General features: G+C 72.8%; 15 protein-coding genes. 11 read left to right on the top strand and 4 right to left on the bottom strand.

What is annotated here, in order from left to right:
* Positions 1-217: 217 nt before the first annotated feature.
* The 5 genes from AB0A69_RS13495 to AB0A69_RS13475 are packed head-to-tail and all read left to right on the top strand — an operon-like array spanning position 218 to position 5,791.
* The gene (locus AB0A69_RS13495) at positions 218-1,837 is read left to right on the top strand and encodes an ABC transporter substrate-binding protein (RefSeq protein ID WP_361419673.1); all 1,620 of its coding nucleotides are present in this window, start codon (positions 218-220) and stop codon (positions 1,835-1,837) included.
* Positions 1,838-1,889: 52 nt separating this feature from the next.
* A complete protein-coding gene (locus AB0A69_RS13490; RefSeq protein ID WP_361419670.1) occupies positions 1,890-2,813 on the top strand; it encodes an ABC transporter permease in 924 nt (307 codons plus the stop codon).
* Positions 2,806-3,759, top strand: coding sequence for an ABC transporter permease (locus AB0A69_RS13485; RefSeq protein ID WP_361419667.1), 954 nt, complete (start codon positions 2,806-2,808; stop codon positions 3,757-3,759). Before AB0A69_RS13490 ends, AB0A69_RS13485 begins: the two co-directional genes overlap by 8 nt.
* 18 nt (positions 3,760-3,777) lie before the next feature.
* Entirely contained in the window at positions 3,778-4,770 is a 993-nt protein-coding gene (locus tag AB0A69_RS13480) for an ABC transporter ATP-binding protein (RefSeq protein WP_361419664.1), read from the top strand.
* The gene (locus tag AB0A69_RS13475; RefSeq protein ID WP_361419661.1) at positions 4,754-5,791 is read left to right on the top strand and encodes a dipeptide ABC transporter ATP-binding protein; all 1,038 of its coding nucleotides are present in this window, start codon (positions 4,754-4,756) and stop codon (positions 5,789-5,791) included. The genes AB0A69_RS13480 and AB0A69_RS13475 overlap by 17 nt, the downstream gene beginning before the upstream one ends.
* 153 nt (positions 5,792-5,944) lie before the next feature.
* Here the strand turns inward: AB0A69_RS13475 and AB0A69_RS13470 are convergent, their stop codons facing one another.
* A complete protein-coding gene (locus tag AB0A69_RS13470) occupies positions 5,945-8,092 on the bottom strand; it encodes a prolyl oligopeptidase family serine peptidase (RefSeq protein ID WP_361419658.1) in 2,148 nt (715 codons plus the stop codon).
* Between the two features lie 157 nt (positions 8,093-8,249).
* Here AB0A69_RS13470 and AB0A69_RS13465 point away from each other — a divergent pair, with 157 nt between their 5' ends.
* The 4 genes from AB0A69_RS13465 (at position 8,250) to AB0A69_RS13450 (ending at position 11,807) form a co-directional block, all read left to right on the top strand.
* Positions 8,250-8,444 (top strand): hypothetical protein, encoded by a 195-nt coding sequence (locus AB0A69_RS13465; protein WP_355364084.1) that lies wholly within the window; start codon positions 8,250-8,252, stop codon positions 8,442-8,444.
* 9 nt (positions 8,445-8,453) lie between these two features.
* Positions 8,454-9,398, top strand: coding sequence for an N-acetyl-1-D-myo-inositol-2-amino-2-deoxy-alpha-D-glucopyranoside deacetylase (gene mshB / locus AB0A69_RS13460; RefSeq protein WP_361419655.1), 945 nt, complete (start codon positions 8,454-8,456; stop codon positions 9,396-9,398).
* On the top strand, positions 9,395-9,763 hold the full coding sequence (locus AB0A69_RS13455) for a DUF6113 family protein (protein WP_361419652.1): 369 nt from the start codon (positions 9,395-9,397) through the stop codon (positions 9,761-9,763). Before mshB ends, AB0A69_RS13455 begins: the two co-directional genes overlap by 4 nt.
* Positions 9,764-9,914: 151 nt before the next feature.
* Complete coding sequence (locus AB0A69_RS13450) at positions 9,915-11,807, top strand: hypothetical protein (RefSeq protein ID WP_361419649.1); 1,893 nt, start codon at positions 9,915-9,917, stop codon at positions 11,805-11,807.
* Between the two features lie 76 nt (positions 11,808-11,883).
* On the opposite strand, the gene AB0A69_RS13445 is transcribed toward AB0A69_RS13450, so the two are convergent.
* Positions 11,884-12,426 carry an SMI1/KNR4 family protein gene (locus AB0A69_RS13445; protein ID WP_361419646.1) on the bottom strand — a complete coding sequence of 181 codons (543 nt, stop codon included), beginning with the start codon at positions 12,424-12,426 and terminating at the stop codon, positions 11,884-11,886.
* Between the two features lie 396 nt (positions 12,427-12,822).
* Here AB0A69_RS13445 and AB0A69_RS13440 point away from each other — a divergent pair, with 396 nt between their 5' ends.
* Positions 12,823-13,581 (top strand): PepSY domain-containing protein, encoded by a 759-nt coding sequence (locus tag AB0A69_RS13440; RefSeq protein WP_361419643.1) that lies wholly within the window; start codon positions 12,823-12,825, stop codon positions 13,579-13,581.
* Positions 13,582-13,772: 191 nt separating this feature from the next.
* Here the strand turns inward: AB0A69_RS13440 and AB0A69_RS13435 are convergent, their stop codons facing one another.
* Both AB0A69_RS13435 and AB0A69_RS13430 read right to left on the bottom strand, forming a co-directional pair.
* On the bottom strand, positions 13,773-14,600 hold the full coding sequence (locus AB0A69_RS13435) for a transglutaminase-like domain-containing protein (RefSeq protein ID WP_361419640.1): 828 nt from the start codon (positions 14,598-14,600) through the stop codon (positions 13,773-13,775).
* A gap of 5 nt (positions 14,601-14,605) precedes the next feature.
* Positions 14,606-15,670 (bottom strand): GNAT family N-acetyltransferase, encoded by a 1,065-nt coding sequence (locus AB0A69_RS13430; protein WP_361419637.1) that lies wholly within the window; start codon positions 15,668-15,670, stop codon positions 14,606-14,608.
* Positions 15,671-15,785: 115 nt separating this feature from the next.
* Between AB0A69_RS13430 and fdxA the strand changes: the two genes are divergently transcribed.
* Positions 15,786-16,109, top strand: a complete 324-nt coding sequence (gene fdxA / locus AB0A69_RS13425; RefSeq protein ID WP_361419634.1) for a ferredoxin — start codon at positions 15,786-15,788, stop codon at positions 16,107-16,109.
* The last annotated feature ends 21 nt before the right edge of the window (positions 16,110-16,130 follow it).

The raw sequence follows: 16,130 nt of genomic DNA, 5'->3' as shown, positions 1-16,130 counted from the left end.
TGTCCCCCACGTGCTCCCCGCCGCCCCCCGCGGCGCCGCGCACCCCCGGGCCCCCGTCCCGCCGCATCCGCGGCGGGACGGGGCCCTTCGTGTGCCCCCGCCACTCCGGCGGACGCGATGGGCGTGCGGGACCGCCCGGTATGCGGTGGTATGTGGGTCCAGGCCGGGACCGAGGACGGAGGCCCGGGGACCGACGACCCCCCACGGGAGGCACCCCATGCGCGGAGCCACGTACGTCAGGTCGGCCGCATGCGCCGTGGCCGTCGCCCTCGCGGCGACCGCCTGCGGCGGAGGCGCCGCCGACGGTGGCGCCGACGGGATCGTGCGCTCCTCCTGGGGCGACCCGCAGAACGCCATCGAGCCGGCCAACACCAACGAGGTCCAGGGCGGCAAGGTCCTCGACATGGTCTTCCGCGGCCTCAAGCGGTACGACCCCGAGACCGGCGAGGCGCGCGACCTGGTGGCCGAGAAGATCGAGACGACCGACTCGAAGAACTTCACCATCACCCTCAAGCCCGGCTGGACCTTCAGCAACGGCGAGCCCGTCACCGCCCGCTCCTTCGTCGACGCCTGGAACTACGCGGCGCACATCGACAACAAGCAGAACAACGCGCCCTTCTTCAGCGACATCGCCGGCTACGACGACGTCCACCCCGCCTCCGGCGCCCCCCGGGCCAAGACGATGAGCGGACTGGTCGTCAAGGACGACCGGACCTTCACCGTGACGCTCAAGGACACCTTCTCCAGCTGGCCCGAGACCCTCGGCTACCACGCGTTCGTCCCGCTGCCCCGCGCCTTCTTCACCGACCACGACGGCTGGCTGGACAAGCCGGTCGGCAACGGCCCCTACGCCGTGGAGTCGTACCAGAAGGGCTCCGCCATGAAGCTGCGCCGCTGGGACGGCTACCGGGGCCCCGACAAGGCGCGCAACGGCGGCGTGGACCTCGTCGTCTACACCGACAACAACACCGCCTACACCGACCTGATGGCCGGCAACCTCGACCTCGTCGACGACGTCCCCGCGCAGCAGTTGAAGAACGCCGCGAACGACCTCGGCGACCGCTACATCAACCAGCCCGCCCTCATCCTCCAGACCCTCGCCTTCCCGATGTACCGGCCGGAGTGGGCCAAGCCCGGCATGGAGAAGGTCCGCCGCGGCCTGTCCATGGCCATCAACCGCGACGAGATCACCCGGCAGATCTACCAGGGCACCCGCACGCCCGCGAAGGACTGGACCTCCCCGGCCCTCGGCCGCGAGGGCGGCCACACGCAGCTCTGCGGCGACACGTGCGCGTACGACCCGGCCCGGGCCAAGAAGCTCATCGAGGAGGGCGGCGGCCTGCCCGGCGGGCGGCTGACGCTGACCTCCAACGTCGACACCGGCTCGCACCGCGCCTGGATGGACGCCGTCTGCAACAGCGTCAACAACGCGCTGGACAAGGGGCCCGTCTGCACCGTCGACCCCGTCGGCACCTTCGCCGACTACCGCAACCGCACCACGACCTTCCGGATGTCCGGCCCCTTCCGCTCCGGCTGGCAGGCCGACTACCCGCTCATCCAGAACTTCCTCCAGCCGCTGTACTACACCGGCGGCTCCGCCAACCACGGCAAGTTCAGCGACCAGCGGTTCGACGCGCTCGTCGACAAGGCCAACCGCACGACCGACCAGGCCCAGGCGGTCAAGGACTTCCAGGCCGCCGAGCGGATCCTCGCCGAGCAGATGCCGGTCATCCCGCTCTGGTACCAGAACGGCAGCGCCGGCTACTCCGAGCGCCTGTCCGACGTGGCCCTGAACCAGTTCAGCGTCCCGGTCTACGACCGGATCAAGGTCAGCTGACGCCCGCGCGAGCATTCCGCCCCCACCGCGCCCGACGACGACCGGAGCCCCCATGGGACGCTATGTGATCCGGCGGCTGCTCCAGATGATCCCGGTGTTCATCGGCAGCACCTTCCTCATCTTCTTCATGGTGTACGCCCTCGGCGACCCGGTCGCCGCGCTCTTCGGCGACCGCGAACCCGACCCCGCCACCGCCGCCCGCATCCGCGCGGAACTCCACCTCGACGAACCCCTGTGGAAGCAGTACCTGCTCTACATGGGCCAGATCTTCCGCGGCGACTTCGGCACCGCCTTCAACGGCCGCCGCGTCACCGAACTGATGGCCTCCGCCTTCCCCGTCACCCTCCGCCTCACCCTCGTCGCCATCGTCATCGAAGTCCTCATCGGCATCACCCTCGGCGTCGTCAGCGGCCTCAAGCGCGGCCGCCCCCTCGACACCGGCCTGCTCGTCCTCACGCTCGTGGTGATCTCCGTCCCCACCTTCGTCTCCGGCTACCTCCTCCAGTACCTCCTCGGCGTGCAGTGGGGCTGGGTGCGCCCCTCCGTCTCCCCGGACGCCCGTTTCGACGAACTGCTCCTGCCCGGCACGGTGCTGGCGCTGGTGTCCCTGGCGTACGTCACCCGCCTGAGCCGTACGTCCATCGCCGAGAACATCCGCGCCGACTACGTCCGCACCGCCATCGCCAAGGGACTGCCCCGCCACCGGGTCATCACCCGGCACGTGCTGCGCAACTCGCTCATCCCCGTCGTCACCTTCATCGGCGCCGACATCGGCTCGCTCATGGGCGGCGCCATCGTCACCGAGCGGATCTTCAACATCCACGGCGTCGGCTACCAGCTCTACCAGGGCATCCTCCGCAACAACGCGCCCACGGTCGTCGGCTTCGTGACGATCCTGGTCATCGTCTTCCTGGTGGCGAACCTGCTCGTCGACCTGCTGTACGCGGTCCTGGACCCGAGGATCCGTTATGCCTGAACCCGCACGCGACCGGTTCGACGCCGTCGCCCCGACCGGCGCGGGCGGCGCCATGGACCTCGCCGTCGCCGAGGCCGGCACGCTCGGGGCCGACGACCGCCGCCCCCGCTCCCTGTGGAGCGACGCCTGGCACCAGCTGCGCCGCAACCCCGTCTTCGTCGTCTCCGCCCTCCTCATCGTCTTCCTCGTCCTGATCGCCCTCTGGCCGCAGATCCTCACCTCCGGCGACCCGCTGCGGTGCGACCTGTCCAGGTCGCAGCAGGGCCCGGCACCGGGTCACCCGTTCGGGTACGACACCCAGGGCTGTGACGTCTACACCCGTACGGTGTACGGCGCCCGCGCCTCCATCACCGTCGGCGTGTGCGCCACCCTCGGCGCCGCGCTGCTGGGCAGCCTGCTCGGCGGGCTCGCCGGCTTCTTCGGCGGCTGGTCGGACGCGCTGCTGTCGCGCACCGCCGACGTGTTCTTCGGCATCCCCGTCGTCCTCGGCGGCCTGGTGTTCCTCTCCGTCGTCACCAGCTCCACCGTGTGGCCCGTGGTCGGCTTCATCGTGCTGCTCGGCTGGCCCCAGGTCGCCCGCATCGCCCGCGGCGCCGTCATCACCGCCAGGGAGCACGACTACGTCCAGGCCGCGCGGGCGCTCGGCGCGGGCAGCGGGCGCATGCTGCTGCGCCACGTCGCGCCCAACGCCGTCGCGCCCGTCATCGTCGTGGCGACCATCGCGCTGGGCACGTACATCGCCCTGGAGGCCACGCTGTCCTTCCTCGGCGTCGGCCTGCGCCCGCCGACCGTCTCCTGGGGCATCGACATCTCGAACGCCGCCCCGCAGATCCGCAACGCCCCGCACATGCTGCTCTGGCCGGCCGGAGCCCTCTCCCTCACGGTGCTCGCCTTCATCATGCTCGGCGACGCCGTGCGCGACGCCCTCGACCCGAAGCTGCGCTGATCCCCAGGAGCCGCCGCCATGTCCGACACCCTGCTGGAGGTACGCGACCTGCGCGTGGAGTTCCGTACCCGCGACGGGATCGCCAAGGCCGTCAACGGCGTCTCGTACGCGGTCGACGCCGGCGAGACCCTCGCCGTGCTCGGTGAGTCGGGCTCCGGCAAGTCCGTCACCGCGCAGGCCGTCATGGGCATCCTCGACACGCCGCCGGCCCGGATCACGGGCGGCGAGATCCTCTTCAAGGGCCGCGACCTGCTCACGCTCAAGGAGGACGCCCGGCGCCGGATCCGCGGCGCCGAGATGGCGATGGTCTTCCAGGACGCCCTGTCGGCGCTCAACCCGGTGCTCACCGTGGGCGACCAGCTCGGCGAGATGTTCGTCGTCCACCGGGGCATGTCCAGGCGCGACGCCCGCGCCAAGGCCGTCGAGCTGATGGACCGGGTCCGCATCCCGGCGGCCCGCGAGCGGGTCGGGCAGTACCCGCACCAGTTCAGCGGCGGCATGCGCCAGCGCATCATGATCGCCATGGCGATGGCGCTGGAACCGGCCCTCATCATCGCCGACGAGCCCACCACCGCCCTCGACGTCACCGTCCAGGCCCAGATCATGGAGCTCCTCGCCGAGCTGCGGCGCGACCTCGGCATGGGACTGATCCTCATCACCCACGACCTCGGCGTCGTCGCCGACGTCGCCGACCGGATCGCCGTCATGTACGCGGGCCGGATCGTCGAGACCGCGCCCGTCCACGACCTCTACCGGGCCCCCGCCCACCCCTACACCGCCGGGCTGCTCGACTCGATCCCGCGCCTGACCGACAAGGGCAGGGAGCTGTACGCCATCAAGGGCCTGCCGCCGAGCCTGCTGGACATCCCGCCCGGCTGCCCCTTCCACCCGCGCTGCCCGCGCGCCCGCGACGTGTGCCGCATCGACGAACCGCCGCTCCACGAGGTGTCCGACGAGCGGGGCAGCGCCTGCCACTTCTGGAAGGAGACCCTCCATGCCGCCGATTCTTGAGGTGCGCGGGCTCGTCAAGCACTACCCCCTCACCCAGGGCGTCCTGTTCAAGAAGCAGACCGGCGCCGTCAAGGCCGTCGACGGCGTCGACTTCGCGCTGGACGCGGGTGAGACGCTCGGCATCGTGGGGGAGTCCGGCTGCGGCAAGTCCACCCTCGCCCGGATGCTCGTCAGCCTCGAACGGCCCACGGCCGGGCGGATCCTGTACAAGGGCGAGGACATCACCCGGCTCTCCGGCCGCGCCCTCAAGGCCATCCGCCGCAACATCCAGATGGTGTTCCAGGACCCGTACACCTCCCTCAACCCGCGCATGACGGTCGGCGACATCGTCGGCGAGCCGTACGAGATCCACCCCGAGGCCGCGCCGAAGGGCGACCGACGCCGCCGGGTGCGCGAACTGCTCGACGTCGTCGGCCTCAACCCCGAGTACATCAACCGCTACCCCCACCAGTTCTCCGGCGGCCAGCGCCAGCGCATCGGCATCGCGCGCGGCCTCGCCCTGCGCCCCGAGGTCATCGTGGCCGACGAACCGGTGTCCGCCCTCGACGTCTCCGTACAGGCGCAGGTGATCAACCTGCTGGAGCGCCTCCAGGACGAGTTCGGCCTGAGTTACGTCTTCATCGCGCACGACCTGTCGATCGTGCGGCACATCTCCGACCGGGTCGGCGTGATGTACCTCGGCAGGATCGTCGAGACCGGCACCGACACCGAGATCTACGACCACCCCACGCACCCGTACACCCAGGCCCTGCTGTCGGCGGTGCCGGTGCCCGACCCGGCGGCGCGGGCGTCGCGGGGCGAGCGGATCCTGCTCACGGGTGACGTGCCGTCCCCCGCCGACCCGCCTTCCGGGTGCCGCTTCCGCACCCGCTGCTGGAAGGCGCGCGACACCTGCGCCGTGGAGGTACCGCCGCTGGCCGTGCCGGTGCCGCTGGCGCACCGGGAGGGCCCGGCGCGGCACGACTCGGCCTGCCACTTCGCGGAGGAGAGGCGGGTGGTGGCGCCCGGGCCGTCCCTCTGACCGGCCCACCTGACGGTCACTCAGTGCTTAACGGCCGGGTAACGGCACGGACTTCGCTCCGATATACGGACACGCCAGTCTGGAGGGCGTACGGCCGTGCGGGTGCCGTGGACCGGCCGGGGCGCAGCGAGCTCGCCCCGGCCGGTCGCCTTCTCAGGCCAGGTTCAGCGACCGCTTCAGGAAGTCCACCTGGAGCAGCAGCAGGTTTTCGGCCACCTGCTCCTGCGGCGTCATGTGCGTCACGCCCGTGAGCGGCAGCACCTCATGGGGCCGGCCGGCCGCCAGCAGCGCCGACGACAGCCGGAGCGTATGGGCCATCACCACATTGTCGTCCATCAGACCATGGATGATCATCATCGGCCTGGCCGGCTCCTGCGGCGCCACCAGACCGTCGTCACCCACCAGCGAGTTCGCCTCGTACACCTCCGGCGCCTCCTGCGGCATCCCGAGGTACCGCTCGGTGTAGTGCGTGTCGTACAGGCGCTGGTCGGTCACCGGCGCCCCCACCACGCCGGCGTGGAACACGTCCGGCCGCCGCAGCACGGCGAGACCGGCCAGCAGGCCGCCGAACGACCAGCCCCGGATCGCCACCCGGTCCAGGTCCAGCGGGAAGCGGTCCGCCAGCCCGTGCAACGCCTCCACCTGGTCGTCCACCGTCAGCGTCAGCCGGTCCTTGACCGCCTTCTCCCAGGCGGGCGACCGCCCCGGCGCGCCCCGCCCGTCCGCCACGATCACCGCGAACCCCTGGTCGGCGAACCACTGCGACGTCAGGTGCGCGTTGTGCGCGGCCAGCACCCGCTGCCCGTGCGGCCCGCCGTACGGGTCCAGGAGCACCGGCAGCGGCCCGTCGCCCTCCTCGTACCCACGCGGCAGCAGCACGGCGCACGGGATGCGGTGCGGGCCCGACTCGGTGAGCGTCAGGCGCGGCGACAGCACCGGCGTCTCGGCGTACGACGCGATCTCCGCCACCGGCTTGCCGTCGCGCAGCACCCGCACGGTCTGCCCCGGCGCGTCGGGTCGCGACGACGCCAGGACCGTCACGGCACCGCACCGCACCGCCGAGTGCACCCCCGCGCCCTCGGACAGTCTTTCGACGCCGAGTTCATTGACCCGGTACACATGAATCTCGCCAATTTCCGGATCCGGTCCGGGCGCCTCCTCGCCCGCCGACGCCTGGACGAGTACATCGTTGTCGCCGACGTCCAGCACGGCCCGCAGCTGCGTCTGCGCCCCGGTCAGCGCGCGGTCGCCGACCGCCAGCACCCGGGCCCCCGCCTCGTCCGCGATCCGCACCAGCCGGCCGTCCGGAGCCCAGGCGGGAACCCCCGGCAGCAGCTCCAGCCACACCGGGTCCTCGTCCACGTGCACCGTCCGCGTCGCCCCGGAGGCCGTGTCCACCGCCAGGTACGCCTGCGTCCGCTGGTCCCGCGCCTGCACCAGCAGCAGCGGAGCCCCCGCCGACGACCAGTGCACCCGCGCCAGGTACGGGTAGCGCGCCCGGTCCCACTCCACCTCCGTACGGGACCCGTCCAGCCCGACGAAGCACAGCCGTACGTCGGCGTTGGCCGTGCCCGCCGCCGGATAGGCCACCTCGGCCGGCCGCCGGTCCGGATGTGCCGGGTCCGAGATCCACCAGCGCTGTACGTCGCTGTCGTCGACCCGCGCGACCAGCAGGCGGTCCGACTCCGGCGACCACCAGAAACCGCGCGAGCGGCCCATCTCCTCGGCCGCGACGAACTCCGCGAGCCCGTAGGTGACGTGCGCGTCCTCCGGCTCCGCCAGGCCCCGGTCGCCCTCCCCGTCCGCGCCGGTCACCCGCAGCGCGCCCTGCGCCACGTACGCGATGTGCCGGCCGTCGGGGGAGGGGCGCGGGTCGATCACCGGCCCGCGCGCGGGCAGTTCGCGCGCCGTCCCGGCGCGCAACTCCGCCGCGAACAGGCGTCCGGACAGCGCGAACGCCGCCAACTCCACCGCGCCGTCCACCGCGTAGCCGACGATGCCGCCCGCGCCCTCCCGGCTGCGCTCGCGGCGCGCCCGCTCCTCCGGCGGCAACTGCTCCTCGGCACCGCCGAGCAGCGCTTCCGGGTCGGCGGCGAGGCGTTCGCGCGGCTCGCCCTCGAGGTCGAGCAGCCACAGCTGGTGGGCGCGGTGGGTGGAGCCGGGTGAGCGGAGGAAGACGACCCGGTGACCGTCGGGTGAGACGGTGAACGCCCGGGGTGCGCCGAGGGTGAAGCGCTGGGTCCTGGCGTACTGACGGGGGAACGAAAGCTGTTGCCTTGAGGTCTGTTGCCTGGAGGTCATGCGTCCGAAACTAGCGGTCGTGCGCCCCCATGTGCTGCCGTGCACCGATCGATGCGTGAGATCGGATAGTTATGATCCGTACGGCCAGATGGGTATGTACCCTCCGGCACATGCGCGCTGCCCGGTCCGACGTGAATATCTATGGAGGTGAACCGCCGTGGCACTCTCGATTTCGGTGGTTGTGCTGCTGGCGATCGTCGTCTTCCTGCTGATCAAGAAGTCGGGGCTGAAGGGCGGGCACGCGGCCGTCTGCATGCTGCTCGGCTTCTACCTGGCGAGCTCCTCCATCGCGCCCACCATCAGTGAGCTGACGACCAACGTGGCGGGCATGATCGGGGGGATCAAGTTCTAGGGTGTCCGTATGACGGAACAGCCCTCCCGTCGTCTGCTCCTGGTGCACGCGCACCCCGACGACGAGTCGATCAACAACGGCGCCACGATGGCCAAGTACGCGGCCGAGGGAGCCCAGGTCACCCTCGTGACCTGCACACAGGGCGAGGAGGGCGAGGTCATCCCGCCCGGCCTCGCCCATCTCGCACCCGACCGGGAGGACCGGCTGGGCCCTCATCGCGTCGGCGAACTGGCCGCCGCGATGAAGGAGCTCGGCGTCACCGACCACCGCTTCCTGGGCGGACCCGGCCGCTTCCGCGACTCCGGGATGATGGGCGCCCCGCAGAACCACCGCGACGGCGCCTTCTGGCACACGGACGTGGACGACGCCGCGCCGTACCTCGTCGAGGTCATCCGCTCCGTACGGCCCCAGGTGCTCATCACGTACGACCCCGACGGCGGCTACGGCCACCCCGACCACATCCAGGCCCACCGCGTCGCCATGCGCGCGGCCGAACTCGCCGCCGAACCCGCCTACCGGCGCGACCTCGGCGACCCCCACGAGATCGCCAAGATCTACTGGAACCGGGTGCCGCGGGCGGTCGCCGAGGAGGGCTTCGCACGGCTGCGCGCGGCCGGCGCCTTCCCGGAGGTGGCGGCGGTCGAGGACGTACCGGGTCTCGTGGACGACGGGCCCGACGACACCCTCGTCACGGCGGAGATCGACGGGACGGCGTACGCGGAGCGGAAGGCGGCCGCGATGCGGGCGCACGCCACGCAAATCACCGTGGAGGGCGCGTTCTTCGCGCTGTCGAACAAGCTGGGCCAACCCCTCTTCACCACGGAGTACTACCAGTTGGTGCAGGGCCGCTCCGGCGCGCCCGCCGGGGAGCGGGAACGCGACCTGTTCGCGGGGCTCTCGGGGCTTGCGGCGCCCCCTGGGCTCGCGGCGCACGCGGAAGGGACCGGGGCGTGAGCGCCGCACGCGCCGCCTCGTACACGGGCCTCGCCGTCCTGGGCTTCCTGGTGGGCATCGCGGGCTCGTTGGTCCAAGGCGTCTGGGTGCCGGGCGGGTTGCTGCTCGCGCTGGCGGGCACCGCCGGCCTCTTCTACGGCGCCCTGCGCCTCACCGGCACTCCGGTGGGCGTGGGGGCGGCCGGTGCGGGGTGGCTCGCCGCCGTCCTGCTGCTCAGCCGCGGCCGCCCGGAGGGCGACGGGGCCTTCGCGGGCGGCGTCGTCGAGCTCGTCTACCTGCTGGGCGGGATGGCGGTCGCTGTGATGTGCGCCACCATGGTGCGGGTGCCGCCATCGGGCGGCCCGAGCGGCCGACTTGGCGTGTGACGTGCCCGGACCCGCCGGACTTCGTCCGGAATGACCGTTCCGGTTCTCCCGGGCACGGGGTATGTCCCGGCGGCGGCCAGTATGGTGGTGCGCGCCGCCGGGCGCCCGCGGGTGTGAGTGCGGGCGGCGGAGCCAACCGGGAGAACCTGCTTTGAGTCGTGAAACTGACAGTTCGTCCTCCGGCCCCCAGGGGCGCGGCGGAGCCGCGTACCCCTCGGGTACACCGCCGTACGGATCGCGCCAGTACGACGCTCCGGAGGAGGCGGCCCGGGCCGTCGCGGAGCCGGACGAGCCCAGGACCGAAACCACGCTGACGACGCGCATCCGGATCAACATCCCGGGTTCGCGGCCGATCCCGCCGGTCGTCATGCGCAAGCCGATGAGCGAGGCGGACGCCGGGGCCGGGACCCCGGCGGACGCGGCGGCGCCGGAGCCCGCCGGGGACGCGCCGCAGGCGCGCTCCCAGGCCCCGGCGCAGGGCCGGGCGCAGGCACAGGTCCCGTCGCAGGGCCAGGCACAGGGCCAGGCGCAGAGCCCGGCTCCGGCGCAGGACAAGCCGGCGAGCGACTGGTTCGCCCCGCGCAAGCCCCCCGCGCCCGCACCCGAGCCCGCCGCCCCCGCGCCTCAGGCGCCCGCACCCGAGGCGCCCGCGTCGGCCCTCCGGGACCTCGTGGGGACGGTGGACGCGCCGGCGTACGGCCCAGGGCAGGGCCCCGGCCACGGCGGCGGCCCCAACGGGCCGACCACCGGCCCGGCGACCGGCTCCATGAACACCGTCCCGCGCATGTCGGACGACACCGCCGTACTGACACCGCAGAAGCCGGCCCCCGAGCCCGCGGAGCACGCCTACGCCCCGGTTCCGGGTCCGGTGGCTCCGGGTCCGGTGGGTCCGCCGCCGGGCGGGCACGTCTCCGGGGACACGCTGACCAGCGGCCTCCCGGTGATCCCCGCCGACCACGGCGCCCCGTCCCCGTCCCCCTCGCCGTTCCCGGTGACGGGCCCGGCCCAGGTGGCCGCGACCCACGCCACCGCCGAGCCCGCCGCCGCCCCGGCGCCCGCGCGACCGGCCCCCGCGGCCGCCCCGGCCCCGAAGAAGAAGGGCCGCTCCAAGCTGGTCCTGCTCGGTGCGGGCGTCGTGGGCCTCGCCGGTGTGGCGTACGGCGCCGGTCTGCTCCTCAACCACGCCGAGGTCCCGAAGGGCACCACGGTGCTCGGCGTCGACATCGGCGGCGGTACGAAGGAGGAGGCGGTCCAGAAGATGGAAGCCGCCTTCGGCAAGCGCGCCACCGCCCCGCTCCAGCTGTCCGTGGGCGGCGAGAAGGAGGAGCTGGCCCCGGACAAGGCGGGCCTCTCCCTGGACGCCGAGGAGACGGTCCGCGCGGCCGCGGGCAGCGACTACAACCCCGTCTCCGTCATCGGCTCCCTCTTCGGCGCCGAGCGCGTGGCCCAGCCGGTGTTCCCGGTCGACGAGGAGAAGCTCGGCGTCGCCCTGACGGACCTGGCGGGCGCCTCCGGCTCGGCCACCGAGGGCACGATCACCTTCCAGCCGAACAAGCCCGTCGCGGTCCCGGGCAAGGCCGGCAAGTCGCTCGACGTCCTGCGCTCGATGATCTCGGTGCGCGACGCGTACCGCGCCCAGGTCGAGACGGGCAAGGAGAACGTCGTCGAGCTCCCCGTCACCACCAAGCAGCCGACGATCACCCAGGCCGAACTGGACCGGGCGATGAACGAGTTCGCCAAGCCCGCGATGTCCGGCCTGGTCACGATCAAGGCGGGCGGCAAGCAGATCCAGTTCGGCCCGGGCCGCTCGCTGCCGAAGATCCTCTCCATGAAGCCGGTCAACGGCCGCCTGGTCGAGGTCTACGACAAGAAGGCGATCAACGACCTGCTGGACGGGGTCTTCGACGGAGTCATGATCACCAAGGCGGACGGCAAGCAGCACCAGGTCTCCGCCGACGACGTCGCCCACGCCCTCCAGACGGCCCTGCTGGGCAAGACCCCGGCGGAGCGCACGGAGGAGATCGACCTCGACGGCGAGGGCTGACCCTCCCGTACGCGAAGGAGCCCCCGCCCGGACCGGGCGGGGGCTCCTTCCGTCTGCGCGGCGCGCAGGGGCGCTCTCACAGGATGTCGGCGTTCGGCGTGAAGGTGTGAGGCCCGTCCGCCAGGCCGCCGACGTAGCAGGACTCGACCTCGCCCGTCAGCACCCCCACCAGGAAGCCGGCGCACGTCAGGGCGTGGTGTTCCCACTCCGGCCCTCGCCCCTCGTTGAGCAGCACCGTCCACTCCGCGGGCTCCTGCCCCGGCCCGGCGAGCCAGTACAGGTAGTGGCCGGCGCCCTCGACGTAGGCCCAGGGGATCACCCGTGCGCCCTCGGCCCGGAGTGCGGCGGGCTGGGGCTCGCCCGCGGCCCAGAGCCCGGCCAGTGCGTCGCCGCACGCCTCGGCCTCGGCGAGGAGGTCGTAGTCCTCGTCGGAGCAGCCCGGCTCGAGCACCCAGATGGTCTCGTCGAAGACCCCGCCGCCGTACGTCTCGATGATCCGCTTGTAGTCGTCGGGCAGCGGACTGCCGAGTGCGGCCTCGACAGGCGACCAGTCGGGGCTCCGGCGGGTCGAGGGGGGAGGCACGAGGGCGGTGAGCCGGGCGAGGGAAGGGTGCGTCATCGTCTCTCTCGGGCAGGTCGGCCGCGACAGGCCCGAACGCCTCCCGGAGGGCGGGCGGTTCGGTCCGCTGAACGCGCCGAACCGCGGTCGACCGGCACGCTGACCGATATTGCCACGGTCGACGCCACCACCGAACCCGACGACCCCGACCTCGGCGACAACACCGCCTCGGCGACCACCACCGTGAACAACTCCCGGGCCAACGGAGGCCCCAACTCCGACACCTGCACCACCGACCCGGGCGACACCCGCATCAGCTGCCCGTAACGGGCGAAGACCCGGCCGTCACCGGAGCCACGACCACATGGACGCGGGCCCCGGTGACGGCTTCGGCCGATCGGGTTGGCTTCCGGTCCCTCCGCATGGCGGTCCCGCCCCGGCGGTACGGGTGGCCACATGAGCGTGACGAACCGCACCCTCCGTGTCCGTGCCATCGCCGCCGTGTGCGCCCTCGCCGGTTCCGCCGCGCTGGTCACCGCCTGCGGGGCCGAAGAGGTGACCCGGGCCGGCGCCGCCGCGCCCACCCCCACGCACGCGACGCCGAGCCCACGCCTCACCCAGGACCAGGCCGAGCGCAAGGCCCTCGTCCCGGCGGCCAAGGTCGGCTGGGACAAGGCGGCCGCCACGGCGGTGGGCGAGGTGCCGCGGGGCAAGCTCGTGGAGATCGAGCTCAAGCGCGCGACCGCCGCGAGCCCCAGCCCCGGCTCGCCCAGCCCCGGGGACACCGCCAACCCGTTCAACCCGAGCCCCGCCACGCCGTCCCCCGCGAGCCCGAGCCCCGGCACCGGCCCCACACCCGGCGCGCCCGAGTGGGTCGCCAAGGTCGCCGGCACCGACGGCACCGTACGCACCCTCCACATCGACGCCGTCACCGGCAAGGTGACCCGCTCCCAGGTCGAGCGCGGCCAGGACGCCGACGACAAGCGCGAGCTCACCGACCGGCTGGGCCGGGCCGAGCGGACCCCGCAGCAGGCCGCGAAGACCGCCACCGACAAGAGGAAGGGCACCGTCACCGCGGTCCAGCTGGACGAGGACGACGCCAACCGCCTCATCTGGTCCGTCGACGTCGTCACCACCAAGGACTGGTACAAGACGACGTACGACGTCGACGCGGCGAACGGCCGGGTCCTGCGCGAGCACGTCGACCGCGACTAGGGGGGTGTCTTGCCGATCTTGCCGGGCTCACGACGCCTGGCACCGCGCCTCGCCGCGTTGTCGTCGGTCGCCAATGCTCCGCAGTGGCTCCCTCCTCCGCCTTGCGATACACGGCACCAGACGCCGCTCCCTGATCCGGCCTGATCGACAAGACACCCCCTAGCGCCGCGCCCCTCGCGACGGGACGGCCGTCAGTTCAGCATTGCCCGCGCCGCCCGCGCCAGGTCCCGGATCTTCCCCGCCGCCACCGGCTCGACCCCCGCCACCACCTCCGCGTACGCGTCCATCTCCGCCGCACCCGCGACGAAGTCGCCCCGCTGGATGAGCAGCTGGGCGCGCTCGTACCGCAGCCGCGCCGGATGGGACGGCAGCAGCAGGGACAGCTCCACCGCCCACAGCGCCACGTGCGAGCACTCGGGCCGGGCGGCGGCCCAGGCGCGGATGTTGTTGAGGATCCGCAGCACGACGTCCAACGGGTCGGCGGGGCGCAGCATCGACGGGCGCAGCGGCTCGCCGGTCGCGCCCGCCACCAGCAGCTCCACGTCCGTACCGGTCAGCAGCAGGCCCCGGTCGAACGGGTCCACCAGGACCCGCTCGTCCGGCCCGCCGAAGCCCACGACGAAGTGGCCCGGCAGCGCGACGCCGTGCACCGGCGCGCCCGCCCGCCGCGCCACCTCGATCCAGACGACGGACAGCAGGATCGGCAGGCCCCGGCGGCGCCGCAGCACCTCGTGCAGCAGCGACGACTCCAGACGCTCGTAGTCGCCGGGCGTGCCGTGGAAGCCGCACCGCTCACCGAGCAGTTCGGCGAGCGCGACGGCCCAGTCGTGCGGCTCGCGCAGGCCGTACGGCACCAGCCCGGCCAGCCGGTCCAGCTCGATCTCGGCGGCGTCGATCCCGGCCTCGCCCAGCTCCGGGTCGGCCTCCGCGCCCACCAGCAGGCACAGTGTCGCCAGGTCCGGCCGTTCCTCGCGGGCCGCCTCGGCGAACCGGCGCTGCCATTCGCTCGTGTGTTGCATACCGGTCACGTACCCGATTCGGGGGACCGGAAGTGGTGGTAGCGGTGGTGGAGGGCGAAGCCCATCCCGTCGTACAGCGCGCGGGCACCGCCGTTGTCCTCCTCCACCTGGAGCCAGGCCGCCGACGCGCCCTCCTCCAGCGCGCGGCGCGCCAGCGCCGCCATGACCGCCGTGGCCAGCCCCCGGCGCCGGTACGCCGGGTCCACCTCGACCGCCGCGAAGCCGGCCCACCGCCCGTCGACGACGCACCGCCCGATCGCGGCCGGCACCTCGCCGCCCTCCGGGTCCGGTACGGAGGCGAACCACACCGACGGTCCGCCGGCCAGCACCTTCAGCACGTGCGGCCCCGGCACCCCGGACCGGTTGTACCGTCGCAGCCACGCCTCGTCGATCTCACGGGACAGGACGACGCCCTCCGGCTCCACCAGGTCCGCGACCGGCGCGAGCGCCCCGATCCGCACCTCCGCGGTCACCTCACGCCGCCACCCCCGCTCCTCCAGCGCCGCGCACAGCCGCTCCTGCGTGCCCTCGGCCCCGGTCGCGGCCTGGACGTACGGCGGCAGGCCCCGCTCCTCGTACCAGGAGCGCACCCGCGCGAGCGCCTCGTCCAGGGGTATGCCGGGATCGCCGAGCGGCAGCGCCGAGTTGGCCCGCCGCGTGAAGCCCACCCGTCGCCCGGCCACCACCCCTCCCGGACGCCCTTCGGGCGGCACCTCCTCGAACGCCGCCCTCAGCGTCCACCCGCCGAGCGGCTCGCTCTCCACCGGCGGCCAGGCGCGCGCCAGCACCGGCGCGAGCTCCGGGAAGTCGGCGGCGGGGCCGCGGCGGCGGGCCGGCGCCGCGGGGACCACCTTGCCCGCGACCAGCGAGGATTCCGGGATGCGGACGGTCTCACCGGTCCGGCGTGTGATCAGCAGCACACCCTTGTCCCATGATGTGAGAACGCCGACCGTGTCGGTGAACGTCTCCCGGCCCGCACCGGGGTCGCCCAACCGGCGGACGGAGACGCGTTTCCCCACGTCAGCCGGGGTGATGCGGACCTCCAGCCGTCCGCCAGCAGTGAATTCCACAGCTCCGCGCGCCCCTCATGTTCGGATCGTTACCAAGAACGGAGATACTAGGTGCGGGCATCGACGACGCCGCGCTCCCGCGCAAGCCAGAGCCCTACCAAGGAGGAACGACAGCGTGACCTACGTCATCGCACAGCCTTGTGTCGACGTGAAGGACAAGGCGTGCATCGAGGAGTGCCCCGTCGACTGCATCTACGAGGGCCAGCGGTCCTTGTACATCCACCCGGACGAATGCGTCGACTGCGGTGCTTGTGAGCCGGTCTGCCCGGTCGAGGCGATCTTCTACGAGGACGACACCCCGGAGGAGTGGAAGGACTACTACAAGGCGAACGTCGAGTTCTTCGACGACCTGGGCTCGCCGGGTGGTGCCTCCAAGCTCGGCCTGATCGAGCGCGACCACCCCTTCATCGCCGCGCTTCCGGCCAACCCTAACGGCTGACGGCGCGCCCTCGGTCCCGTA

Source organism: Streptomyces sp. NPDC045431 (assembly GCF_040646655.1).
In the GTDB taxonomy this organism is placed as follows: domain Bacteria; phylum Actinomycetota; class Actinomycetes; order Streptomycetales; family Streptomycetaceae; genus Streptomyces.
This window is presented reverse-complemented; position numbering and strand designations above follow the sequence as displayed.